Origin of the sequence: Bradyrhizobium sp. AZCC 1588, assembly GCF_036924735.1 — a bacterium.
Lineage (GTDB): Bacteria > Pseudomonadota > Alphaproteobacteria > Rhizobiales > Xanthobacteraceae > Bradyrhizobium.
The window spans coordinates 2,755,874-2,779,259 of the sequence record NZ_JAZHSC010000001.1 but is presented as its reverse complement, the minus strand read 5'-3'; the positions used below and the strand labels follow the sequence as shown (position 1 = coordinate 2,779,259).

Genomic DNA, 23,386 nt, shown 5'->3' with positions numbered 1-23,386 from the left:
ATCATGCTCTAGTAATAACCGTAGTCGCCGCAGACATTGACCACCCGGAATCCACGCGGCGTCCATACCCTGCGCCAGCAATTGTCGTAAGCGGCGTAAACTGCGGGCGCGCCAATGAACGCAAAGCGGTGGAAGCGATGATGATGGCGGTGATGGAAGCCGCGATGGAATCGGCCGCCGTGGAATGCGAACCGCGGCGAGGCTCCGGCATGCGCAAAGGACGCCCCTGGGAAACGGCTGCCGCTGAAACGGGGTCCTGCGCCGGAAAAGCGCGCGCCGCCGCCGATGTTCGTGCCGCCGCCAAAGCGCGGACCGCCACCCACGGCGCCGGCACGCATCCCGCCACCGCCGCCTCCGGCGTGCATGCCACCGCCGAAACCACCGCCACCGCCGGCGCGCATGCCGCCGCCGCCTCCGATACCACCACCACCGCCCATACCGCCGCCGCCGCCCCCGACACCACCGGCGGCGTGACCGCCACCACCGCCGCCACCCATACCGCCGCCGCCACGCTGCGCGAGCGCCGGCGACGCAAGCGCCAGCGTCGTACCAAGCGCCGCCGCGATGAGGCCGTTAAGGAGCTTGCTGTTCATTTGCGATCCTCCTCCGTGATTGGACCATAGCGACGGATGCCGTCGCAGGAGGAAGACGAACAGGAGACGCAAATGATCCCGCGATGACCCATGACAAATGCGACAGTTTCTGACAGCGAAGTTAGTTTCACCGCGGAGCAGAGGCGTAGTTAAAATATGTGCGTCGATCGACCGACAGCAATGCGAAGAGTGGCACGCGAAGTTCGTCGCAATCATCGAGCGTTCCGCGGCCGGCCATGTGTGTTGGGAACCGCCACTTTCCATTTTCCCTGGCGACCGCGCACGAGGCTGACGCTGTCGATGCGGATGTGATCGCCCAGGAAGTCGATGAACGCGCGCACACGGGCGGGCAGGAGACCGCCCTGGCCTAGGTAGACGGCATGAACATCCTCGCAGTCACCTGGATTGAAATCCTCCAGAACAGGCACGAGACGGCCCGCTTCGATATCGGGACGGATATGAAACAGGGCAAGGCGCGCAAGTCCCGCGCCGCCGAGGGCGAGGAGACGCGCGGCCTCGCCATCGCTTGCCCGCGCAACAGGGGGCGCTGACCGTGACTCAATGCCTTTGCCCTTGCGAAACGGCCAGCCCTCGACCATGCGCGAGAAGGTCCAGCCGATGCCTTTATGGCGCGCAAGGTCGGCTGGACTGCGAGGAGCTGCGTGCCGCGCGAGGTAGTCCGGCGATGCCACAACAGCCATTCGGCTCGTACCGAGCTTGCGCGCCACGAGGCTCGATTCCCGAAGCGGGCCCACGCGTATGGCGATGTCGGCGCGCTCTTCCAACAGGTCGATGACCGTGTCCGAGAGCATGATGTCGAGCGTGACCTCGGGATTCTGCGCAAGGAACAGAGGCACTATCGGCATCACGTGACGCATCCCGAACGGGACGTTGCTATTGACCCGGAGATGGCCGCGGGGACAGGCGCCGGCCGATGCCTCGCGCTCGGCCTCATCCATATCGGCCAGAATGCGCATGGCCCGGTCGTAGAAAGCTTGCCCCTCGGGCGTGAGCTGTAGCTTGCGCGTTGAGCGATTGATGAGGCGTGTGCTGAGCCGCGCTTCGAGCCGCGACACAAGCTTGCTGACGCCCGAGGGCGTCAGCTTGAAGTCGCGCGCCGCCGCAGTGAAGCCGCAGAGGTCGGCGACCCGCACGAACACTTCCATCTCGGCGGCGCGGTTGGTGTCGAGGCGAGGCATAGTGAATTCATCTCATAAATGAATGGAATTGTCGCCCTCTAGTTCCAGATGGCGCGGCGCACCATTGTTGGGCCCAGTCACTGCTGATCGGGAGCCAAAATCATGCCTGTTGCCGTCCTCGCCCTTACCGCTGGCGCCTTCGGCATCGGCACGACCGAGTTCATCATCATGGGTCTGCTGTTACAGGTCGCTGCCGACATGCAGGTCTCCGTCTCGACCGCCGGCCTGCTGATTTCCGGCTACGCTCTCGGGGTTTTCGCCGGCGCACCGATCCTGACGCTCGCTACGCGCCGAATGCCGAGAAAGGCGGTGCTGCTGGGGTTGATGGCGATCTTCACGCTCGGAAATGCCGCCTGCGCAATCGCGCCCAGCTATGCCGCGTTGATGGCGGCGCGCGTTCTGACGTCGCTCGCGCACGGTACCTTCTTCGGCGTCGGGTCGGTTGTGGGGACAGGGCTTGTCGCACAAGACAAGCGGGCCTCGGCGATCGCGATGATGTTTACGGGCCTGACGGCCGCCACGCTGCTTGGTGTGCCTTTCGGTGCCTGGTTCGGCCTGTCGTTCGGCTGGCGGTCCGCGTTCTGGGCCGTGGCGGCGATCGGCGTCGTCGCGTTCATCGTGCTTGCCCTGCTTGTGCCGAACCATGTGGGCCGCAACGGCGAGAACACTTCGCTGCGCGAAGAGCTGACGGTGCTCGCCCGGCCGCAGGTGCAGCTCGGGTTGGCGATGACCGTGCTTGGCTTCGCCGGTCTTTTCACGGTATTCACCTACATTCAGCCGATCCTCACCAAGATCACCGGGTTTTCCGAAGCCGCGGTCTCGCCGATCCTCCTCGTATTCGGCGTCGGGCTGTCGATCGGCAACATCGCCGGGGGACGGCTTGCAGATCGTGGCTTGCCGCGTGCTCTGATCGCAACCCTTGCCGGTCTCGTCATCGTCCTCGTCGTGCTTGCGCTCGCGCTCTCTGCCAAGACGCCGGCCGTGCTGCTGGTCGGCCTGCTCGGCGCGGCGGCTTTTGCCACGGTCGCGCCGCTCCAGATTCGCGTGATTGAGAAGGCAGGAGCGGCCGGGCAGAACCTTGCTTCCAGCCTGAACATCGCCGCCTTCAACCTTGGCAACGCGCTTGGCGCGTGGGCTGGCGGCGTGACCATCGATCGCGGTTTCGGCCTCGCCGCCTTGCCGGTGGTCGCAGCGGTTATCACGGCCCTCGGTCTCGCGCTGGCGTTCTGGAGCCTGCGGCTCGACCGGAGGTCCGCAACGCCGATCACGTGTCCCGCAGAATAACGGCGCGTCCGAAGAAATATTGGGTGCAGCGATCAAAGGCCGCCGCGACAAGCTATTGATCTCGACAAAGACAAGTCTGCCGATGGGTGATGGTCCGTTTGACGCCGGCTCATCTTGGAAGCTGACGCCGCTCGGGCCGATCAGCAGAAGTCTTCCATCAAGGAGCGACCGCGCGCCGCGGGTCGCGACGAGCGCGTCGGCTTGGGCTCTTCCGGGATGATCGTGATGGTCCACGCCGCCGGAACGCTCGACTTGCTTTCCACGATCGATCGAACGTGGCCAGTGACCGCCGATCCGGCCGAATGCACGGTTGCAGTCCTGCCATTGAACTGGGCGATACGGAGACGCCGCACTTCTTTCTGATCGCTCGTTTCAAACGTGAACATGAGGGCACTCCCTTGGTCCACGCAACTATCCTCAGTCAACGTTATCCGGAGGTGAAAATCTCAAACCGTAGAAGTACGGCTAACCGCGCGTCTGCGGTGCGCAGCGCGCTTTCCGGGATGATGTCAGCCGGCTGCGTCGGGAAACACCGCTTCCATCTTGGTTTTCAGCGTGGCGGCGTTGAACGGCTTGACGATGTAATTGTTGACGCCGGCCTTCTTCGCGGCGATCACGTTTTCGGTCTTGGATTCAGCGGTGATCATGATGAAGGGCGTCTTGGAGAATTCCGGGCTGGCGCGGACTTCCCTAAGCAGGTCGTAGCCGGTCATCGGCTCCATGTTCCAGTCGGAGATCACGAGGCCGTATCGCTTGGTCTGCATCTTGGCGAGCGCAGCCGATCCATCGCTGGCCTCGTCGACATTCTCGAATCCGAGCTGCTTGAGAAGGTTGCGGATGATGCGGATCATGGTGCTGTAGTCATCGACCACCAGGATCGGCATCGACAGATCAAAAGCCATGTTCGTACTCCGCGCAAACAATATGCCGCCGAACACAGGTGAATGCGCGTTGCACGCGAAAGAGTCTCGAACCCGCACCCGTCAGCACCGTGACAACTATCAGGGCTCGTTGAACAGCGCGTTAATCCCCTGCGGGACCCGGAACGCCGCAGGAGCGGCGATTGGCCGTAGTAATACGGTGAGGTAGGGGACCGTCGCAATCTTCGCGCGCAACGGCGATGCGATGCGTATCGCAGATCGGGCTTGCGGCCGTGGTCGACCGCAGGAAGCGGCTACGCAGCCGCGCTGTGGATGCGCGGATGCAGCAGCCTCGTGTACTGCGCCTTGACCGTCGCGTAGCATTCGCAGGACGTCTTGATCAGGCCGTCCACGTTGGTGATTTCGATATGCCCGCGGCTGTAGTGGATGAAGTCCGCCTGCTGCAGCGTATGGGCCACCAGCGAAACGCTGTTGCGGCGTGCGCCGATCATCTGGGCCATCGCTTCCTGGGTCAGGACCAGCTTGTCGCTGCCGGAGAGGTCGCGCGTATGCAACAGGCATCGCGCCAGCCGGGATTCCACCGTATGCGAGGCATTGCAGCCGGCGGTCTGCTGTATCTGCGCATAGACGGCGAGGCCATGCCGCGTCAGTGCGGTACGCAACGTCGCGCTCTGGTCGGCGGCAGCGCGAAGCTGGTCGAGATCGATCGTCGAGGCCGCGCCCGGCACCAGCACCACGGCGGTGTTCAGCGCCACGGGGTCGCCGAGGGCAGCGAATGCACCGAAGATGCTGTCGCGGCCGATCATCGCGATCTGGACGTGCTCGCCGCGCGCGAGCTTCACGACCAGCGAGATGACGCCCTTGTGCGGAAGATACGCACGCTTGAGCGTTTCGTCGACTTCGACCAGCACCATTTCCTGGCTGAGATCAGCGGCGCGCAGATGCGGGCGGATCAATTCGAAATCGTCCGCGGTCAGCGAGGACAAGAATCCATTCGGAGAACGAGGGGCTGAATCCAAAGCAGTCTCCTGCCTTACGGCCAAGCCGGTCTCTGGCGTCTGCTGCGTACAGTCCGAACTGCAGGATGATCCTCGCACATTATATTGGCAAGAAAAACTGGCAAACGTAGATTGATGGCGCATCGGCTCGGTTAAGTGGGCTTTAACCGCTCCGACGCTTCGCGATGTAAGCACAGCGATGCGAACTCGCCGCCGGCAGTAGCTGCGAACTTCTTTCGAAGCAGCGACCGCGGCAACTTGCCGTGGGGCAGGCTAGCTACAAATTCCCCCATCCGAATCAGCCCAGGTTGTGGAACCGACCTTATACACTGTAGAGGGCAGACAGAGCGGCCTGTTTACGGCGGAAAATGCTGTAGCGCACTGATTCGCAAGAAAAACTGCCGCACGCTCAGCCGAGCGGTTCCTTTTGTGGAACTTCATGACCGTAGTGGACGGAGTGCGTCCTACGCCGCGAGGGAGGTGGATCATGCGTCGCCCCTGCGATTGCGACTGAGGAATGATTGGACTGAAAGTTCGCTATCCGCTTCCGGGGGGCTGACATGACACGCGTTCTCATCGTCGATGATGATTCCATGGTCTGCGCGGCCATCGAGGTCTATCTCGAACGTCACGGCCTTGAGGTGACGGTAGCCGATAGCGGCGAAGCCGGGCTTCGGGCGCTGGAAGACTCCGGCTTCGACCTGATGCTCGTCGATATCTTCATGCCGCACATGCGCGGCTTCGAATCGATCAGGATTTTTCACGAGCGGGCGCCGACGATCCCGCTCGTTGCAATGTCGGGATACGCCTTTGCCAATCTCGACTCGCCGGCGCCGGATTTCTTGCGCATGGCGCTCGAGCTCGGCGCCATGCGCTGCCTGCGCAAGCCGTTCACGCCGGGCGCGCTCCTGGCGGTCGTCAACGAATGTCTCGCCGAAGCGCGCTCCCGTTTCAGCGGCGTCGCCCAGTCGAACTAGCGGCTGGCGAATTTCTCAGCCCAGCAATCGCCGGAATTTTTGCGAGCCGCGGTCACGGCCACTTAACCGTACTTTTACGGTTTGCTGCTTAGGTCAGCTTTAACCATCGGCACTCCAGTGTCCAATTGCTGCAAATCAGAGCCGTCAAGTTGAGGCATTGTTAAATCTCGCTCTGTATTGCTGGCATGGCCAAAGAAATGGCTTCGAAACCAGAAGGAAATAGACATGTCAGGCATTGTCCTCTCCGCGTCGGTTCGCCAGAACCTCCTCTCCCTCCAGTCGACCGCTGATCTGCTCGCCACCACGCAGAACCGCCTTGCCACCGGCAAGAAGGTCAACACGGCCCTCGACAACCCCACCAATTTCTTCACCGCGCAGTCGCTCGATTCGCGCGCTTCCGACATCAACAATCTCTTGGACGGCATCGGCAACGGCGTGCAGGTGCTGCAGGAGGCCAACAACGGCATCACCTCGCTGCAGAAGCTGGTCGACACCGCGAAGTCGATCGCCAACCAGGCGCTGCAGAGCGCGGTCGGCTACTCCACCAAGTCGAACGTCTCCACGACGATCGCCGGCGCCACCGCCACCGACCTGCGCGGCACCACGACCTACACCAGCGCGACCGCGTCCTCCAACGTACTGTTCGACGGTACGGCTGGCGGCACGACTGCGGCCACTTCGGCGGACAAGCTGGGCGGCACGCTCGCCACATATACGGGAACCGCGATCGACGGGGCGACCACCGCAGCCAGCCTTCTGAACGGTGCGGCTGTGAGCGACGCCCAGGCTGGCGTTGTGGCAGGCGACACGCTTACCGTCGATGGCAAGACGATTACCTTTGCTGCGGGTGACGCTCCCCTCACAGCGCCGACGGGATACACCCAGGTAACTGCGGGCGGCATCACCACGGGAGCCGTCCACTCTGACGCGAATGGAAACTCGATCGTCTATATCGGCGCGGCCGCCGGCGGCACGGCGACGCTCGGCGACGTGCTGACCGCGATTGACATCGCAAGTGGCGTGCAGAGGAACGTTGCTGGCACGCTGACGCCGAATGCCGGCCAGACCGTTTCGAGCGTCAACGGCAGCGGCCAATTGCTGGTCAGGAGCTCGACGGGCGCCGATCTCAGCGTGACGGGCAAGTCGGACATCCTGCAGGCGCTGGGTCTGACCACCGCTACCGGCTCCGGCAATACCACCATCACGGCGGCCCGCACGACCAGCGCCGGCAGCCTCGGTACTCTGGTTCAGGATGGCTCCACGCTGAACGTGAATGGCAAGATCATCACGTTCAAGAACGGTGGTACGCCTGGCGCGGGAGAAGTTGCGACCGGATCGGGCGTGACCGGCAACGTTGTGACCGATGGCAGCGGTAACTCGACCGTCTATCTCAACCAGGCCAGCCTCGCCGACGTGTTGACCGCGATCGACCTCGCCACTGGCGTCCAGACTGCATCTAACGCCGCCGGCGCCGCGACGCTGAGCACGGCGTCTGGTCAGACCAACTCCTCGCTCGTCGCCGGTTCGTTGAACATCTCGACCGGTTCGAATGCCGACCTGTCGATCATCGGTACGGGCAATGCGCTGTCGGCGCTCGGCCTCACCGGCAACACCGGCACGGGGACCAACTTCACCGCCGGCCGCACTGCCGCAGCCGGCAGCATCTCCGGCAAGACCTTGACCTTCTCCTCCTTCAACGGCGGCGCGGCGGTCAACGTCACCTTCGGCGACGGCACCAACGGCACGGTCAAGACCCTCGATCAGCTCAACGCGGCGCTGCTCGCCAACAACCTGAGCGCGACGGTCGACTCGACCGGCAAGCTCACGATTGCGGCGACCAACGAATACGCTTCGTCGACTCTCGGCTCAGCGGCGGCGGGTGGCACGATCGGCGGCACGCTGACCACCACCGTCGCCTTCACGACCGCGACGGCGCCGGTGGTCGATGCTTCGGCGCAGACCGTCCGCAGCGGCCTGGTCAACCAGTTCAACGGCATCCTGGCCCAGATCACCAGCACCGCGCAGGACTCCTCCTTCAACGGCGTCAACCTGCTCGGCGGCGATACGCTGAAGCTGACCTTCAACGAGACCGGCAAGTCGACCCTGAGCATCACCGGCGCCAACTTTGATGCCGCCGGCCTCGGCCTGGCGAACCTGACGAGCGGCGTCGACTTCATCGACAACTCCGCGACCAACAGGGTGATCTCCGACCTGAGCTCGGCTTCGACGCTGCTGCGCTCACAGGCGTCTGCCTTGGGTTCGAACCTGTCGATCGTGCAGATCCGTCAGGACTTCTCGAAGAACCTGATCAACGTGCTGCAGACCGGCTCGTCGAACCTGACGCTGGCCGACACCAACGAGGAAGCGGCGAACAGCCAGGCGCTGTCGACCCGCCAGTCGATCGCGGTGTCCGCGCTGGCGCTGGCCAACCAGAGCCAGCAGAGCGTGCTGCAGCTCCTGCGCTAATAAGCGCCACATACAAGATCAAAACGGCGGGGATCTCCCCGCCGTTTTTTTATTGTGAACTCGACTCTCGAGATCTTCGGATCCGCTGCGACCGGTTCATCACGACATTATTCACCATATCCGTATTAGCACGGACGGTGAAATTAATTAGCCGTGAAATCCGAAGCGTTACTTCTGGAGAAGATCAGTATCCGAATTTCTAAAGGGCGCGCTCATATGGATGATCTGTTGCGGGAGTTCCTGACGGAGACCAGCGAGAGCCTGGATACGGTCGACAATCAGTTGGTGCGGTTCGAGCAGGATCCGAGCGACGCGAAGATCCTGGATAACATCTTCCGCCTGGTCCACACCATCAAGGGCACCTGCGGCTTTCCTAGGGCTGCCGCGGCTGGAAGCGCTCGCCCATGCCGGCGAAACCTTGATGGGCAAGTTCCGCGACGGCATGCCGGTCAAGGCCGAAGCCGTGACGCTGATCCTGTCGAGCATCGACCGCATCAAGGAAATCCTCGCAGGTCTGGAAGCCACCGAGACCGAGCCCGAGGGCACCGACGAAGACCTGATCGAGAAGCTGCATGCGATGGCCGAAGGCGGTCACCATGCGGCGGAAGCGCAGCCTGAACCCGCGCCCGCGCCCGTCGTGGCGGCGCCGCCGGTCGCGCCCGCGATGACCAAGGGCACGCTGGTCGAGCAGGTGCTGGAGCGTCCGTTGCGTCCGGGCGAGGTCTCGCTCGACGACCTCGAGCGCGCCTTCCGCGAGACCGCGACCGAAGCCGCGCCGGCACCCGTCGCCAAGGCTGCGCCGGCGCCGGAAGCCAAGGAAACTGCCAAGGAAACGGCGAAGGCAAAGCCGGCCAAGCGCGCCGCCGCCGTCGAGGTCGACGGCGAGGTCGCCGACAAGATCGCCAACCAGTCGATCCGCGTCAACGTCGACACCCTCGAACATCTGATGACGATGGTCTCCGAGCTGGTCTTGACCCGCAACCAGCTTTTGGAAATCTCCCGCCGCAACGAGGACACCGAGTTCAAGGTGCCGCTGCAGCGGCTCTCCAACGTCACCGCCGAGCTGCAGGAAGGCGTCATGAAGACGCGGATGCAGCCGATCGGCAACGCCTGGCAGAAGCTGCCGCGCATCGTGCGCGACCTCTCGGGCGAACTCGGCAAGCAAATTGAATTGGAAATGCACGGCGCCGACACCGAGCTCGACCGCCAGGTGCTCGATCTGATCAAGGATCCGTTGACGCACATGGTGCGCAACTCCGCCGACCACGGCCTGGAGACCCCGGCCGAGCGGCTCGCGGCCGGCAAGGGCGAGCAGGGCACCATCCGGCTCTCCGCCTATCACGAGGGCGGCCATATCATCATCTGCATTGCCGATAACGGCAGAGGTCTCAACACCGAGCGGATCAAGGCCAAGGCGCTGCAGAACGGCCTCGTCACCGAGGCCGAACTGGAGAAGATGACCGAGGCCCAGATCCACAAGTTCATCTTCGCGCCGGGCTTCTCCACCGCCGCCACCGTCACCTCGGTGTCCGGCCGCGGCGTCGGCATGGACGTGGTGCGCACCAATATCGACCAGATCGGCGGCACCATCGACATCAAGAGCGTGGCCGGCGAAGGTTCTTCCGTCACCATCAAGATCCCGCTGACGCTCGCGATCGTTTCGGCCCTGATCGTGGAAGCCGCCGGCGACCGCTTTGCGATCCCGCAATTGTCTGTGGTCGAGCTGGTGCGCGCCCGCGCCAACTCCGAGCACCGCATCGAGCGCATCAAGGACACCGCGGTCTTGCGGTTGCGCAACAAGCTGTTGCCGCTGATGCACCTGAAGAAGCTGTTGAAGATCGACGACGGCTCGTCCTCAGACCCCGAGAACGGCTTCATCGTGGTCACCCAGGTCGGCAGCCAGACCTTTGGCATCGTGGTCGACGGCGTGTTCCACACCGAAGAAATCGTGGTCAAGCCGATGTCGACCAAGCTGCGGCACATCGACATGTTCTCCGGCAACACCATTTTGGGCGATGGCGCCGTGATCATGATCATCGACCCCAACGGCATTGCCAAAGCGCTCGGCGCCTCCGGCGCCTCGGCCCATGAGATGGCCGATGAGGCCGCCGCGGCGCATGCGATGTCCGGCGAACAGCTCACCTCGCTGCTCGTGTTCCGCGCCGGCTCAAGCCAGCCCAAGGCGGTGCCGCTCGGCCTCGTCACCCGGCTGGAAGAGATCGCCACCGACAAGATCGAGCTCTCTAACGGCCGCTACATGGTGCAGTACCGCGACCAGCTCATGCCGCTGGTGCAGATGGCCGGGGTCACTGTCCAGACTACCGGCTCGCAGCCGATCCTGGTGTTTGCCGACGACGGCCGCTCGATGGGGCTCGTGGTCGACGAGATCATCGACATCGTCGAGGAGCGGCTGCACATCGAGGTCGCCGGCCAGCAGGACGGCATTCTGGGTTCCGCCGTGATCAAGGGCCAGGCCACCGAGGTGATCGACGTCGGCCACTTCCTGCCGATGGCGTTTGCCGACTGGTTCTCGCGCAAGGAGATGCGGGCCTCCTCGACCGCGCAATCGGTGCTCTTGGTCGACGACTCCGCCTTCTTCCGCAACATGCTGGCGCCGGTCTTGAAAGCCGCCGGCTACAAGGTGCGGGTCGCCGTCAACGCGCAGGAGGGGCTCTCGGCGCTGCGCTCGGGCCAGACCTTCGACGTGGTGCTGACCGACATCGAGATGCCCGACATGAACGGCTTCGAATTCGCCGAGACGATCCGCGCCGACAACAATCTGGGCCAGTTGCCGATCATCGCGCTGTCCTCGCTGGTGTCGCCGGCGGCGATCGAGCGCGGGCGGCAGGCCGGCTTCCACGACTACGTCGCCAAGTTCGACCGCCCCGGCCTGATCGCGGCGCTGAAGGAACAGACCGCCGACACCCGGCGCGCGGCTTAAGGAAGCCTGGCCGGGGCATTAAGGAAGTTAGACCATGACAACCAAGACCGAGACCATCGAGGGCACCGTGGCCGAATACGTCACCGCCGTGATCGGCGGGCAATTGTTCGGCCTGCCGATCTCGCGGGTGCAGGACGTGTTCATGCCGGAACGGCTGACCCGGGTGCCGCTGTCCTCCGCCGAGATCGCCGGCGTGCTCAATCTGCGCGGCCGCATCGTCACGGTGGTCGACATGCGCGCCCGGCTCGGCCTGCCGAAGAACGACGACGGCAAGCCGCCGATGGCGGTCGGCGTCGACCTGCGCGGCGAGTCCTATGGCCTTTTGATCGACCAGATCGGCGAGGTGCTGCGGTTACCCGACAATGGCCGCGAGGAAAACCCCGTCAACCTCGACCCCCGCTTCGCCAAGCTCGCCGGCGGCGTGCACCGCCTCGACGGCCAGCTCATGGTCGTCCTCGACGTCGATCGCGTTCTCGAAATCATACCGAAAACAACCCTCGCGGCGTAGCACCGCTCGTCAAGCAAGGACGCCAATAATGAAAACCTGTCTTGTCGTCGATGACTCCAGCGTCGTGCGAAAGAGCGCGCGCCGCATCCTCGAAGAAATGGATTTCCAGATTATCGAAGCCGAGGACGGCGAGAAGGCGCTTGAAGTCTGCAAGCGCGCGATGCCCGAGGCGGTTCTGCTCGACTGGAACATGCCTGTCATGGACGGCTACGAATTCCTCGGCAATCTGCGCCGCCTGCCCGGCGGCGACGCGCCCAAGGTGGTGTTCTGCACCACCGAGAACGGCATGGACCATATCGCGCGTGCGCTGCATGCCGGTGCCGACGAATACATCATGAAGCCGTTCGACAAGGACATCGTCGCGGCAAAATTCCAGGAAGTCGGCCTGGTCGCGATCGCGGAACAGAGCCCGATCTAAATCTTATCGCTTGCCCCTGAGAGGCTCCCGTGACCCCGCCAGACTATGAGTATCTGCGTAAGCTCCTGAAGGATCATTCCGGTCTCGACCTGTCCGCAGACAAGCAATACCTGATCGAAAGCCGCCTGCTTCCGCTGTCGCGCAAGTGCGGTGTGCCCGGCATCGGCGAACTCGTGCAGAAAATGAAGGGCGGATCGTCATCGATCATCGCCCAGGTGGTCGAGGCCATGACCACCAACGAGACCTTCTTCTTCCGCGACAAGGTGCCGTTCGAACACTTCCGCGATACGATCGTGCCGGAGCTGTTGAAGGCCCGCGCCGGCCGCAGGAGCATCAGGATATGGTGTGCCGCCGGCTCGACCGGCCAGGAGCCGTATTCGCTTGCGATGTCGCTGAAGGAAATGGGCGCGGCGCTTGCCGGCTGGCGGATCGAGATCGTCGCGACCGACCTGTCGCAGGAAGTGCTCGAAAAATCGAAGTCGGGCGTCTACAGCCAGTTCGAGGTCCAGCGCGGCCTTCCGATTCAGCTTCTCGTCAAATACTTCAAGCAGAACGGCGAATTGTGGCAGATCAGCCCGGAGCTGCGCGGCATGGTGCAGCATCGCCAGCTTAATCTGCTGCACGATTTCTCCCAGCTCGGCACCTTCGACGTCATCTTCTGCCGGAACGTCCTGATCTATTTCGATCAGGAGACCAAGATCAATATCTTTGGCCGCCTCGCCAAGGCAATGGAAGGCGATGGCTTCCTGGTGCTGGGGGCGGCGGAAACGGTCGTCGGCCTGACTGATGTCTTCAAGCCGTTCCCGGACAAGCGCGGCCTCTATCGGCCGAGCGGTGCGCGTGCCGCATCTCCGCAGGGCGCAGCGGCAATGCCAAAAATGGCGGCAATGGCGGGACGGTGAGCGATGACAGAGGACGGCAAGGGCGCGGAGCGGGTTACGTTCAGCAGGGGCTATGACGTCTGCATCATGGCGATCGACGGGACCTGGCGCAGGGACTGCCAGCTCAACGCGATCTCGGACACCGACGCCGAACTGACCGTGGAAGGCTCCATTCAGGGCCTCAATCTCAAGGAGTTCTTCCTGCTGCTGTCCTCGACCGGCCTCGCCTATCGCCGGTGCGAGCTCGTTCGTGTCAACGGCACGGAAATGGACATCCGCTTCCTGAGAGGCAAGCACGGCAAGAAAAAGTCGGGCGCGTCGTCAAAGGCCGAAGAGGCAATGCACTGAGGCCGATCGCGGGCCAGGTGGAGTTCTTTCGGCGTAGCAAAGGGACTTGGCCGGCTCAACGGGCGCGGATGGCGCTCTCGCGCGCGGTGGCAAGACCCGCTATCAGATGCCGGTAATGCGCGATCGGCTCCGGCCGGCCGATCAGATAGCCCTGAACCTGACAGCCTTCCCGCGCGAGGAAAGTCCGTTGCTCTTCGGTCTCGACGCCCTCCGCGATGACCGGCAGCGCGAGCGTGCGCCCCAGTCTCACGATGGATTGGATGATGGCGCCGGCCTGAAAACTGTCGCCGATCCTGGAAACGAATGTCTGGTCGATCTTGATCTTGTCGAAGGGAAAGTCCTGCGGGTAGGACAGCGATGAATAGCCGGTGCCGAAATCGTCCATCGCGATGCGTACGCCAAAGCCCTTGATCCGGCGCAGGATGGAGAGGGCGCGGTCGAAATCCCAAAACAGCACGCCCTCGGTGATTTCGACTTCAAGGCGTTGTGGATCGAGACCGGTTTCGAGCAGGGTCGCAAGAATCATCGCCGGCACGTCGCTGCGCCGGAAGTCGACCGTCGACAGGTTGACCGCGATCGTCAGCGGCCGTCGCCAGGATGCGGCTTCCCGGCAGGCTTCGCGCAGCACCCATTCATCGATCGGGCCGATCGCGCCGGTCTCTTCCGCCAGCGGAATGAACAGCCCCGGCGGCACCAGGCCGCGCAGGGGGTGCCGCCAGTGCAGCAACGCTTCGAAACCGAAGACCCTTCCATTGGGCAGCGCCTGTGGCTGGTAATACAATTCCAGTTCGTTCTTCGCCAGTGCTGCGCGGATGTCGTGCTGCAGCGCGCGCTTTTCGCGCATCTGGCGGCCCATCTCAGGTTCGAAAAAGCGTGTGCTGCCGCGCTGGTCGGCCTTGACACGATAAAGCGCGGTCTCGGCATTGGCGACCAGGGTATCCGCATCGGCGCCGTCGCGGGGGTAGATGCTGGCCCCGATCGTGAGGCTGCCCTCAATCGCATGGCCTTCGATGCAAACCGGCTGGTCGAGGGCGGTGCCGAGCTGGGCGCAGAGATCTCGCGCCATCGCCGGTTGCGGGCCGTCGGGCGAGACGACAATGAATTCGTCAGCCCGAGCCGCGCCAGGAACGATCCGTTGCAGGCCGACGTCAGCCTGTGGCCGACCTCCACCAGAAACTTGTCGCCGGTCGAATGGCCGTAGACGTCGTTGATCTCCCTGAACTGATCGATGTCGACGCACAGCACGGCAAACGAGGCATTGCCGCCCGCGCCGCGCCAAGCACTTGCGATGCGCTCGTTGAACGCCGCCCGGTTCGGCAGGCCGGTGAGCTGGTCGTGAAATGCCAGACGCGCGATCCTTGCCTCGTTCTGCGCGCGCTCGGTAATATCCTCGTGGGTCGAAACCCAACAGCCGTTCTGCGTCGGCCGGTACGAAACATTGACGATACGGCCGTCGTCGAGCTCGGCGACGAGGTTATCGGGGTTGCGCGTGGTCATCGCTGTCAGCAGTTTCGATCCGTATTGTCCGAGGTCGCGATAGCAGGTGCCTGCCGCCTTGCGCGCCTCGAGCATTTCGTCGGTCGTGCATCCGACACGCAGGTGGTCGGGCGCCAGTCCGTACATTTTTTGACGTAGCGATCGTTCCATAGCAGCAGGCGATTGTCCGGCCCGAACATGCAGAGGCCATGGCTCATATTGTTCAGCGCCGCGTCGAGCTTCTCCATCGTGGTGGCAGTGTCCGGGTCCGGCGGCGCGGGCGTGGCATGCCGGATGCCGGGCAGCGAACGCAGCAGGTGGCTAACAGCGCGAGAAAGTCCCGGAGAAAATTTGCGGCGAGGGAACATCGTACGCTCCAGCAGGACGGCGCCGTGTCGGCCTTACGCCACTACGAGCGAAAGCGCCGGCAGGCTGGCGGCGTAAGGATCATCATTGCCGGAATCCAGCAGGGAGCGCAGGGCAATGCCAAGATTGACATTGCAGGCATGCATCGCGGCCGCGGACTTTGTGTAGCGGGGAGATGCGTCGTCAAGCACGATGACGTTGATGGAACTCTCGGGAGCGCCGGGCGAAACTTCCCAGGCAATCATTTGTTCAATCGGTCGCAGGCTGTTCTGGACGTGTTCGACCAAGTTGATGAGGTCTGAAACCACGTGGGGCGCCTGTGCGACGCTGTCGCCTGCTGTGTTTTGCATACGAGCACTCCTTAGTTACTTTATTAGGTGCGCGTTGCTACTTGTGCGTTAAGCCGTGGTCCCGTACAAATACGGTTCGGTATGAAGTGAATACCGTTATCCGAGTGTGCGTCACATTCAACCACGCATGGACGATGGAACATGGCTGAAAAAGCCCCCTCCCGCGGGGAGATTTTCGTAGTCGATGACGACCCTGCCGTTCGCGACACGCTTTCGATGGTGCTGTCGGCAGCCGGCTATCAGGTCATCTGTTTCGCCGACGGCGCCGCGCTGCTGGCGATTGCACGAACACGGACGCCAGCCTGCATCCTGCTCGACGTGCATATCCCCGGTAAGTCCGGCCTCGATATTCTGAAAGAGCTTCATGGTGAGGATTACCCTGCACCGATCTTCATGGTCTCAGGGCAGGGCGATATCGCCATGGCGGTCAGCGCCATCAAGAACGGCGCGCTGGACTTCATCGAAAAGCCGTTTCGCGGCAGCGAAATCGTGGCAAGACTCGATGAGGCGATCGAGGCCTATGCTCGCCGGCAGGCGCAAAGTACGTCGTCGCGCATCGCGGCCCTGCATTTTCCGGGACGGGAACCGCTCACGCGACGGGAACGCGAGGTGCTGGAGCAGTTCACCGCCGGCGCTTCCAACAAGGAAGCGGGGCGGCATCTCGGGATCAGCCCGCGCACGATTGAGGACCACCGCGCCAATATCATGAAGAAACTCGGCGCGCGGAATGCCGCCGACCTGGTTCGCATCGTGATGACCACCCAGCGACAGGGCCAGATCTGATCCAAGGGTGATCAAGGGTGATCAAGGCTGATCGCAGGCAGGCCGGATCCGGCGCAGCCTTGCGCTGGATGCAGACGCCGCCGTTGCGATCAATCGGCAAGCGCTTTGCGGATCATGATCGCCATATCCGATTTCCGATAGGGCTTGGCGAGCAGCAATACGCCTTCGTCGAGTCGCCCGTGATGAATGATGGCATTCTCGGTATAGCCCGAGGTGAACAGAACCCTTAATCCGGGCCTGGCCTTCGCTATCTCGTCGGCGAGCTGGCGGCCATTCATGCCGGGCATGATCACGTCGGTGAACAGCAGATCAAACGGACGGCCGGTATGGACCAACGCGAGGGCTTCAGTGGCGTTCGCCGCATCCAGCGTGACGTAACCGAGTGAATGCAGTTGCGCCAGCACATAGTCGCGCACCAGCTTGTCGTCCTCCACCACCAGAATTGTTTCATGGCCGCCCTCGACAGCCGGCGCCAGTGTAGCCTCGGTCGCCGGCAATGCGCCCGTGGCCGGCGGCAGATACATCTTGATCGTCGTGCCATGGCCTTCTTCGCTGTAGATCATGATGTGGCCGGCCGATTGTTTGATGAAGCCGTACACCATGCTCAGCCCGAGGCCGGTACCTTTGCCGGGTCCCTTCGAGGTGAAGAACGGATTGAATACTTTGTCGAGTATTGCAGCCGGAATGCCGGTTCCGGTATCGCTTACCGCAATCATGGCGTAGCGACCGGACCGCACGTCGCTGTGCATCTTCGCATAATTGTCGTCGAGCATGACGAAGCCGGTTTCGATGATGAGCTTGCCGCCATCGGGCATCGCGTCGCGGGCGTTAAGCGCCAGATTGAGGATCGCGGTGGCGAGCTGATTGGGGTCGACGATCGCGGGGCACGTTTCGTCTTCGAATACGGATTCGATCTCGACATGCTCGCCGAGCGTCCGCTGCAGCAGTTTCGCCGTATCGATGATCAGCGTGTTGACATCGGTTATCTTCGGCTCCAGCGGCTGCTTACGCGCGAAGGCGAGCAGGTGCTGGGTGAGGTCGGCGCCGCGTGAGGCCGCCTCGTCGATCATTCGCGTGATGGCGGCAAGCTGCGGTTCGCCCTTGACGGCGTCGGCCAGAATTTCGATCGTTCCCGTGATCACCGTCAGGATATTGTTGAAGTCGTGCGCGATGCCGCCGGTGAGCTGCCCCATCGCCTCCATCTTCTCGGCCTGCCGGATCCTGTCCTCGGCCGCGATCTGGTCGGTGAGATCGCGCATGAAGCCGTTGAACACGAATCCATTGCGCCGCCGAAGTGCGGTAATGCTGAGCTCGACCTTGATTTCCTCTCCATCTCGCCGCATCGCCTCGATTTCGAAGCGGCGGCCGAGGATGGCGGCCTCGCCGGTGCGCAGAAACCGCTCCAGGCCGGCCTTGTGCGCGGCGCGACGGACGTCGGGAACGATCAGCTCGCTCAGCTTGGTGCCGATCGCTTCCGCGCGCGACCAGCCGAATATCTTCTCCGCCTGCGAGTTCCAGTCGGTGACGATGCCCTGATCGTCCATCTGCACGAAGGCATCGAGCGCGGTGTCGATGATGCCGCGCGCAAGCTGCTCGCTCTCGCGCAACGTCTCTTGCGCCAACCGGCCCTCGGTCATGTCACGGCCGACGAAGAAGAAGCGCTTGACCGGCTCGGACCATGTCCCGAGCCATGACAACCACACCTCTCGTCCATCCTTGTGAATGCAGCGCGTATCAGACATCTTCGGGCGCAGCCCGCGTCGTGCCGCACGCATTTCCTGGCGCGAGGTCTCGAGATGATCGGGGTGGATAAAATCCTCGCCGCTGCGGCCGATCATTTCTTCCGGCCGATAACCCAATATGGCCTCGCAGCTCGGGCTGATCTGAACCAGGAATCCCCGGGAATCCATCACCATGATCAGATCCTGCGAGGTCTCGAAGATGCGGCGAAGCTCTTCGGTCTGTTGCCGCAGCACCTGCCTGGTCTTGTTGGCTTCGGTGATGTCGCGTGCCACCTTCGAGATGCCGATGGTCGCGCCTGAGGGGGCCTTGATCGGGGAGACGCTGAGCGAGACTTCAATCCGGCTGCCATCTTTTTTCAGGCGGACGGTTTCATGTTGCTCGATGCGTTCGCCCGAGTCGATCCGGCGCAACGTGTCATGCACCTCGGGCAGCCGGTCCATCGGAACGACAAGAGTAATGCTCTTGCCCACAGTTTCCGCAGCCGTGTACCCGTACAGCCGCTCCGCGGCCGAATTCCAGCCGGTGATCGTGCCATTGAGCGACGTCGTGACGATGGCGTCACTGGAGGACTCGACCGCTGCGCTGAACAGCCGTTCCCGTTCCGCGTGATGATCGCGCGCAGCTACGGTGCGGCGATGCTCCTCGACCTCCTGTTGGAGCGCTGCGGTTTTTGCATTGATCTCCTCGATCGCGTACGCAAAGGCGCGCGCGAGCACGCCGGTCTCGCCGCCCGCATCGACCGGGATGGCTGCCTTTCCCTTGCTGGTCACGCCCTGAACGGCTTCGGTGAGGCGGACAATCGGCCGGGTCAGCGACCTCGCGATCAGCAGCGCCAGCACTGCCGCGCACAACACCGCGATCGCCCCGACCAGAAACGAGGTATTTCGGATGCTCGCAGCCGGCGCCATGATCACGGCGTTCGGGGTGGTCTCGATGATCCCAGCCCATTCGGAACCGGCCAGAACGGCGGGAGCAAACGCGATCCCGTTGGACCGCCCAGTTTGGTCCGCAACGATTTCGGCGCTGCCTTGCTTTGCTCCGGCCTGCGAAGCCAGATGCGGGAAGTCAGCTTTCCAGTCGTTGGGTTTGCCAAGCAACGCGCCGAATTCGCGCGACCGGTCGGGGTGAATGAGATAGTCGCCCTGCCGGTTGACGACGTAGATCGTCTCGCCCGGCCACGCCGATGCTCTGATACGGTCGAACGCGCGCCGCATGTCGACATTGATCATGAAAATGCCGAACGGCTTGCCGTCGGTCGTGAAAATCGGCGTCGCGACGCGAAGTGTCGGCCGGTGCACCTCTTCGATCAGGCCGTTGAAGCGGCCGAGATCGAGCGGCGAGACGTAAAGCTGTTTAGGACCGAGCCGGGTCGTTTCCTGGAAATAGCCGCGATCGCCTCGCTTCTGCAGGCCCGCTTCAGGGACGATCCGAACCGTGCCGTTCGGTCCATTGCGGTCGACGCGGACCAGCTCGCGACCGTCATCGTCGAGGCCGATAATCCGAAACATCGCGTATGTCGGCTTGGCTTCGAGTTCCGCCGCGAAACGTGACGCTATCCGGTCGCGCCAGATCTTTTCGGAGACGCCATCGACCGGATCGATGCCGCCCGCCTGGCGGGCACGGACCAGCCCGTGCAGCGCCACCGCCGAGCGAAAGCCCGCAACATCTCCGGTCGCGCTCGCTGCGTAATATTCCAGATCGGTCGCGAGCTGCCGTGAATGCGTCTCGATGCGGTCGCGGGCGCGCTGCAGGAGCGCCTGTTCCAGGTTGTGATAGCTCAGCCATCCGACCGCGGTAACCGCGAGCGCGACCAACGCAATCATCGCGATGGCTAGCCTGGTTGTGAGCGTCATGTCGGTGTTCGCTCGCCCTCGCGCTCCGGTCCGGCAATCCACCGGACGAATCGGATGCTATGGTGCATTACGGGGAGCACGCAACACCGCGGGGCGTGGCGGCGAGCCACGTTCGGCGGCTTCCAGGCAGCCCGTGACGGCAGCCAGAAGGTCGGCCGGCCGGAACGGCTTCTGCAGACTGGAAATCGCTCCGAGCTTGGTCGCCATGGTCAGAAAGTCGGGCGCCGAGTCCGCTTCGGACGAGATCGGCCGGCCGGAGATGACGATAATCGGCATGTACGGCCGCTGCTGACGAACCATCCGCATGGTTTCAAATCCGTCCATTCCAGGCATAAAAATGTCGAGGAACAGCAAATCGAAATCTCCGCTCTGGCACAATGCCAAGCCCTGTCGCCCGCCACCAGCAGTGACCACGCTATGCCCGGCGCGTTCCAGCAGCAGACGGATGGTCACCTGGACCGCCACATCGTCATCCACGACGAGTATCTTTGCCAAATTAAGAGGTTCTCCGGGCCGCGCTGGAATCAAGTCACGGCAAGTTACGAGTTTTGCCGAATCCTCGTATTGCCGCAACTGCTTCCCCGGGCAGGACGTTCCGGTTGGGCGGTCAAAAGCCGGTAAGATGCCGCATCCGCATGTTTCCGGGCAGACGGATCCGGAACTCCGACTGCGAGCGTGATTCTCCCCGCGCGCATGCGGTTTAGTTAGCCGAGATCAGTTGCTGAGATATTCCGGATAGCGCGAGCGGATTTGGTCGAGTTCGCTCAGTGTTCCCGACAGATGGGTACGCAAGTGCTTCTGCGCCTCTGCGGGTTGGCCGGCCTCGATCGCTTTTGCAATCAGCTTGTGATGCCGCAGGATATCCTGCGCCTTGCCGGGGGAGGGCAGATGCAGCCGGCGCAGCCGGTCGATATGTCCGCTGCGGCTGCGCACCAGCGACCAGATGTCCTGCTTGTCGGTGGCGGCGTAGAGCTGGGCATGGAACTCGTTGTCGGCGGCCATGAACTTTTCGAAGTCGCCGGCTTTCGCGAATTGCTGTTGGCGGACGATGGTCGCATGGAGCTCGGCCGCGAGGGCTTCGTCATGGCGTATTGCCAGCATGCGGACAATTTCGAGCTCGACCGCCTGCCGCAGGAAATGCGCCTGCTGCGCCAGCCGCACGTCAACCCGGCTGACTACCGTGGCATATTGCGGAAAGACGTCGACCAGCCCTTCCTCCTCGAGCCGCATCAGCGCATCGCGGATCGGTGTCGAACTCACCCCGAACTGTCCGGCCAGCGCAGCGCGCGATAGCGGCGATCCCGGCGGCAGCTCCAGCGAAATGATCATGCCGCGCAGGCGCTCGAACACCTGCGGCGCGGCCTGACGATCGCGATCGAGCCGATCGGCGGAGCGCGGCACGGTCCGGCGGGAAACGATCTGGGATGCAGCCATCGAACGAATCGGCCTCAGAAGGCGCTTGCTTCAAATGCACTAATACATTAGTGCATTTCCGTCGAAGCGTCAATGAAACGCCGGAGGAGATGCACAATGAGAAACAGAATGTGGAGCGCCTGCGCAGGCGCCGTCGCGGCCCTTGCCATGGTGCTGCCGGGCTCTCAGGCCGCGGCCCAGCAGAAGACGGAGATTTCGCTGTCGCGCCAGCCGGGTATTTTCTACATGCCCTCGCACATCATGGAAAAACACAAGCTGATCGAGAAGCACGCTGCTTCGCTCGGCGTGCCAGGCGTCACCACCAAGTGGATCAACTTAAGCGGCGGCGGCGCCCAGACCGATGCGCTCTTGGCTGGCAGCGTCGACATCCTGAACACCGGGACCGGCAATCTCTTATTGCTGTGGGATCGCACCCGTGGCGGCGTCAAGGGCATCGTCGCCACCTCGGCGCAGCCGATGACGCTGATCAGCCGCGATCCGAATATCAAGTCGATCAAGGATTTTGGCCCGAACGACAAGATCGCCGTGCCGACGGTGAAGGTCTCGACGCAGGCGATCGTGCTGCAGATCGCGGCAAGCGAAACCTTCGGCGCCGACCAGTGGTCGAAGCTCGATGCCAGCACGGTACAGCTCGGCCATCCCGACGCCTATGTGGCGATGACCAATGCCCAGCACGAGGTCCGCAACCATTTTGCGATCCCGCCGTTCACGTTCCTCGAAATGAAGAACGTGCCCGGCGCGCATGTGGTGTTGTCGTCGCCCGACGTGATGGGCGGGCCGCTCAGCCAGGCGCAGTTCTTCACCACGACCAAATTCGCCGACGCCAATCCGAAGATCGTGCAGGCGGTGCGCGACGCCACCAAGGAAGCGCAGGATCTGATCCGCGGCGATACCAAGGCCGCGGTTGAGATCTACAAGGAAGTCACCGGCGACAAGACCAGCGTCGAGGACCTGCTGGCCTGGCTGAAGGAGCCCGGCATGATGGAGTGGAACCTGCAGCCGCAGGGCACCATGAAGTTCGCCACCCATCTGCACAAGGTCGGCACGCTGAAGAGCATGCCCAAGGCGTGGACCGATTATTACCTGCCGGTCGCGCACGACCTGAAGGGCAATTGATCGACATGGCCGCGCTTCTCGACGTCAGTGACGTAACACTGCGCTACAAGACCTCGAGCGCGGTCGTGACCGCGACCGAGCGGGTCAGCTTCACGGTCGATCGTTCCGATCGCTTCGTGCTGCTCGGCCCCTCCGGTTGCGGCAAGTCGACGCTGTTGAAAGCCGTCGGCGGCTACATGAAGCCGAGCGAGGGCAAGATGCGGATCTCAGGCCGGGAAATATCCGAGCCCGGCGCCGACCGCATGATGATCTTCCAGGAGTTCGATCAGCTTCTGCCGTGGAAGACGGTGCTCGAAAACGTGATGTTTCCGCTGCTGATGACGCGGAAACTGCCGCGCAAGGAAGCGGAGACGCGCGCGCGGGCCTATATCGAAAAAGTCAGCCTCACCCGCGTCGTCGATGCCTATCCGCACACGCTGTCCGGCGGCATGAAGCAGCGCGTCGCGATCGCGCGCGGCATGGCGATGGAGCCGGACATTTTGCTGATGGACGAGCCGTTCGCAGCCCTCGATGCGCTGACGCGGCGCACCTGCCAGGACGAATTGCTGCAGCTCTGGGCGGAGACCAAATTCACCGTCCTGTTTGTCACCCATTCGATCGCCGAGGCGATCAAGATCGGCAACCGTATCCTGCTGCTGTCGCCGCATCCCGGCCGGGTCAAGGCCGAGGTGATCGACGTCGACAAGGTTTCCGGCGAGGACGGCAGCGCGGCGCGGTTGGAAAAGCAGATCCATGATCTCTTGTTCGCCGATCATGCAACGGCACATTGAG

At 63.1% G+C, this 23,386-nt stretch carries 22 protein-coding genes and 3 pseudogenes; 12 read left to right on the top strand and 13 right to left on the bottom strand.

Annotated elements, in window-relative coordinates:
• Nucleotides 1-8 precede the first annotated feature (8 nt).
• Together V1277_RS12960 and V1277_RS12955 are read right to left on the bottom strand one after the other, a co-directional pair.
• Nucleotides 9-593: a hypothetical protein gene (locus V1277_RS12960; protein WP_334416480.1), complete on the bottom strand. Its 585-nt coding sequence runs from the start codon at nt 591-593 to the stop codon at nt 9-11.
• A 212-nt stretch (nt 594-805) separates the two neighbouring features.
• Nucleotides 806-1,792: a LysR family transcriptional regulator gene (locus tag V1277_RS12955; protein ID WP_334416479.1), complete on the bottom strand. Its 987-nt coding sequence runs from the start codon at nt 1,790-1,792 to the stop codon at nt 806-808.
• Between the two features lie 102 nt (nt 1,793-1,894).
• Here V1277_RS12955 and V1277_RS12950 point away from each other — a divergent pair, with 102 nt between their 5' ends.
• Together V1277_RS12950 and V1277_RS12945 are read left to right on the top strand one after the other, a co-directional pair.
• Entirely contained in the window at nt 1,895-3,076 is a 1,182-nt protein-coding gene (locus tag V1277_RS12950) for an MFS transporter (protein ID WP_334416478.1), read from the top strand.
• A pseudogene (locus V1277_RS12945) lies at nt 3,072-3,191 on the top strand (aldo/keto reductase); the annotation flags it as partial. The gene V1277_RS12950 and the pseudogene V1277_RS12945, both read left to right, overlap by 5 nt.
• Before the next feature lie 25 nt (nt 3,192-3,216).
• On the opposite strand, the gene V1277_RS12940 reads toward V1277_RS12945, so the two are convergent.
• The 3 genes from V1277_RS12940 to V1277_RS12930 all read right to left on the bottom strand — a co-directional run bounded on the left by V1277_RS12940 (nt 3,217) and on the right by V1277_RS12930 (nt 4,976).
• Complete coding sequence (locus tag V1277_RS12940) at nt 3,217-3,462, bottom strand: hypothetical protein (RefSeq protein ID WP_334416477.1); 246 nt, start codon at nt 3,460-3,462, stop codon at nt 3,217-3,219.
• Nucleotides 3,463-3,585: 123 nt separating this feature from the next.
• On the bottom strand, nt 3,586-3,978 hold the full coding sequence (locus V1277_RS12935; RefSeq protein ID WP_028348548.1) for a response regulator: 393 nt from the start codon (nt 3,976-3,978) through the stop codon (nt 3,586-3,588).
• A 272-nt stretch (nt 3,979-4,250) separates the two neighbouring features.
• Nucleotides 4,251-4,976 (bottom strand): Crp/Fnr family transcriptional regulator, encoded by a 726-nt coding sequence (locus tag V1277_RS12930; RefSeq protein WP_057842648.1) that lies wholly within the window; start codon nt 4,974-4,976, stop codon nt 4,251-4,253.
• Between the two features lie 539 nt (nt 4,977-5,515).
• On the opposite strand from V1277_RS12930, the gene V1277_RS12925 reads away from it, so the two are divergent.
• Nucleotides 5,516-5,932 carry a response regulator gene (locus V1277_RS12925; protein WP_334416476.1) on the top strand — a complete coding sequence of 139 codons (417 nt, stop codon included), beginning with the start codon at nt 5,516-5,518 and terminating at the stop codon, nt 5,930-5,932.
• Nucleotides 5,933-6,006: 74 nt separating this feature from the next.
• Here the strand turns inward: V1277_RS12925 and V1277_RS12920 are convergent, their stop codons facing one another.
• Nucleotides 6,007-6,168, bottom strand: coding sequence for a hypothetical protein (locus V1277_RS12920; RefSeq protein ID WP_156908665.1), 162 nt, complete (start codon nt 6,166-6,168; stop codon nt 6,007-6,009).
• Between V1277_RS12920 and V1277_RS12915 the strand changes: the two genes are divergently transcribed.
• The 6 genes and pseudogenes from V1277_RS12915 to V1277_RS12890 all read left to right on the top strand — a co-directional run bounded on the left by V1277_RS12915 (nt 6,158) and on the right by V1277_RS12890 (nt 13,494).
• Nucleotides 6,158-8,398: a DUF1522 domain-containing protein gene (locus V1277_RS12915; protein ID WP_334416475.1), complete on the top strand. Its 2,241-nt coding sequence runs from the start codon at nt 6,158-6,160 to the stop codon at nt 8,396-8,398. The two genes, V1277_RS12920 and V1277_RS12915, sit on opposite strands and share 11 nt — an antisense overlap.
• A gap of 216 nt (nt 8,399-8,614) precedes the next feature.
• Nucleotides 8,615-11,339, top strand: a pseudogene (locus V1277_RS12910) (hybrid sensor histidine kinase/response regulator).
• 34 nt (nt 11,340-11,373) lie between these two features.
• The gene (locus V1277_RS12905; protein ID WP_334372052.1) at nt 11,374-11,847 is read left to right on the top strand and encodes a chemotaxis protein CheW; all 474 of its coding nucleotides are present in this window, start codon (nt 11,374-11,376) and stop codon (nt 11,845-11,847) included.
• Between the two features lie 28 nt (nt 11,848-11,875).
• Nucleotides 11,876-12,265, top strand: a complete 390-nt coding sequence (locus V1277_RS12900) for a response regulator (RefSeq protein ID WP_334416474.1) — start codon at nt 11,876-11,878, stop codon at nt 12,263-12,265.
• Nucleotides 12,266-12,294: 29 nt separating this feature from the next.
• Nucleotides 12,295-13,167 (top strand): CheR family methyltransferase, encoded by an 873-nt coding sequence (locus V1277_RS12895; protein WP_334416473.1) that lies wholly within the window; start codon nt 12,295-12,297, stop codon nt 13,165-13,167.
• 3 nt (nt 13,168-13,170) lie between these two features.
• Nucleotides 13,171-13,494 carry a PilZ domain-containing protein gene (locus tag V1277_RS12890; RefSeq protein WP_334416472.1) on the top strand — a complete coding sequence of 108 codons (324 nt, stop codon included), beginning with the start codon at nt 13,171-13,173 and terminating at the stop codon, nt 13,492-13,494.
• A gap of 55 nt (nt 13,495-13,549) precedes the next feature.
• On the opposite strand, the gene V1277_RS34980 is transcribed toward V1277_RS12890, so the two are convergent.
• The 4 genes and pseudogenes from V1277_RS34980 to V1277_RS12875 form a co-directional block, all read right to left on the bottom strand.
• Complete coding sequence (locus tag V1277_RS34980) at nt 13,550-14,902, bottom strand: putative bifunctional diguanylate cyclase/phosphodiesterase (RefSeq protein ID WP_442894479.1); 1,353 nt, start codon at nt 14,900-14,902, stop codon at nt 13,550-13,552.
• Nucleotides 14,903-14,916: 14 nt separating this feature from the next.
• Nucleotides 14,917-15,066, bottom strand: a pseudogene (locus V1277_RS34975) (hypothetical protein); the annotation flags it as partial.
• Entirely contained in the window at nt 14,997-15,338 is a 342-nt protein-coding gene (locus V1277_RS34970) for a hypothetical protein (RefSeq protein WP_442894478.1), read from the bottom strand. The gene V1277_RS34970 and the pseudogene V1277_RS34975, both read right to left, overlap by 70 nt.
• Before the next feature lie 33 nt (nt 15,339-15,371).
• On the bottom strand, nt 15,372-15,644 hold the full coding sequence (locus V1277_RS12875; RefSeq protein ID WP_334416471.1) for a hypothetical protein: 273 nt from the start codon (nt 15,642-15,644) through the stop codon (nt 15,372-15,374).
• 183 nt (nt 15,645-15,827) lie between these two features.
• Here V1277_RS12875 and V1277_RS12870 point away from each other — a divergent pair, with 183 nt between their 5' ends.
• A complete protein-coding gene (locus tag V1277_RS12870; protein WP_057841383.1) occupies nt 15,828-16,469 on the top strand; it encodes a response regulator transcription factor in 642 nt (213 codons plus the stop codon).
• Between the two features lie 89 nt (nt 16,470-16,558).
• On the opposite strand, the gene V1277_RS12865 is transcribed toward V1277_RS12870, so the two are convergent.
• The 3 genes from V1277_RS12865 to V1277_RS12855 form a co-directional block, all read right to left on the bottom strand.
• The gene (locus V1277_RS12865; RefSeq protein ID WP_334416470.1) at nt 16,559-20,065 is read right to left on the bottom strand and encodes a PAS domain S-box protein; all 3,507 of its coding nucleotides are present in this window, start codon (nt 20,063-20,065) and stop codon (nt 16,559-16,561) included.
• Nucleotides 20,066-20,122: 57 nt separating this feature from the next.
• Nucleotides 20,123-20,560, bottom strand: coding sequence for a response regulator (locus V1277_RS12860; RefSeq protein ID WP_334420362.1), 438 nt, complete (start codon nt 20,558-20,560; stop codon nt 20,123-20,125).
• Nucleotides 20,561-20,779: 219 nt separating this feature from the next.
• A complete protein-coding gene (locus tag V1277_RS12855; protein WP_334416469.1) occupies nt 20,780-21,499 on the bottom strand; it encodes a GntR family transcriptional regulator in 720 nt (239 codons plus the stop codon).
• Between the two features lie 108 nt (nt 21,500-21,607).
• On the opposite strand from V1277_RS12855, the gene V1277_RS12850 reads away from it, so the two are divergent.
• Together V1277_RS12850 and V1277_RS12845 are read left to right on the top strand one after the other, a co-directional pair.
• Nucleotides 21,608-22,615 (top strand): ABC transporter substrate-binding protein, encoded by a 1,008-nt coding sequence (locus tag V1277_RS12850; protein ID WP_442894576.1) that lies wholly within the window; start codon nt 21,608-21,610, stop codon nt 22,613-22,615.
• A 5-nt stretch (nt 22,616-22,620) separates the two neighbouring features.
• Nucleotides 22,621-23,385 (top strand): ABC transporter ATP-binding protein, encoded by a 765-nt coding sequence (locus V1277_RS12845; protein WP_334372066.1) that lies wholly within the window; start codon nt 22,621-22,623, stop codon nt 23,383-23,385.
• The last annotated feature ends 1 nt before the right edge of the window (nt 23,386 follow it).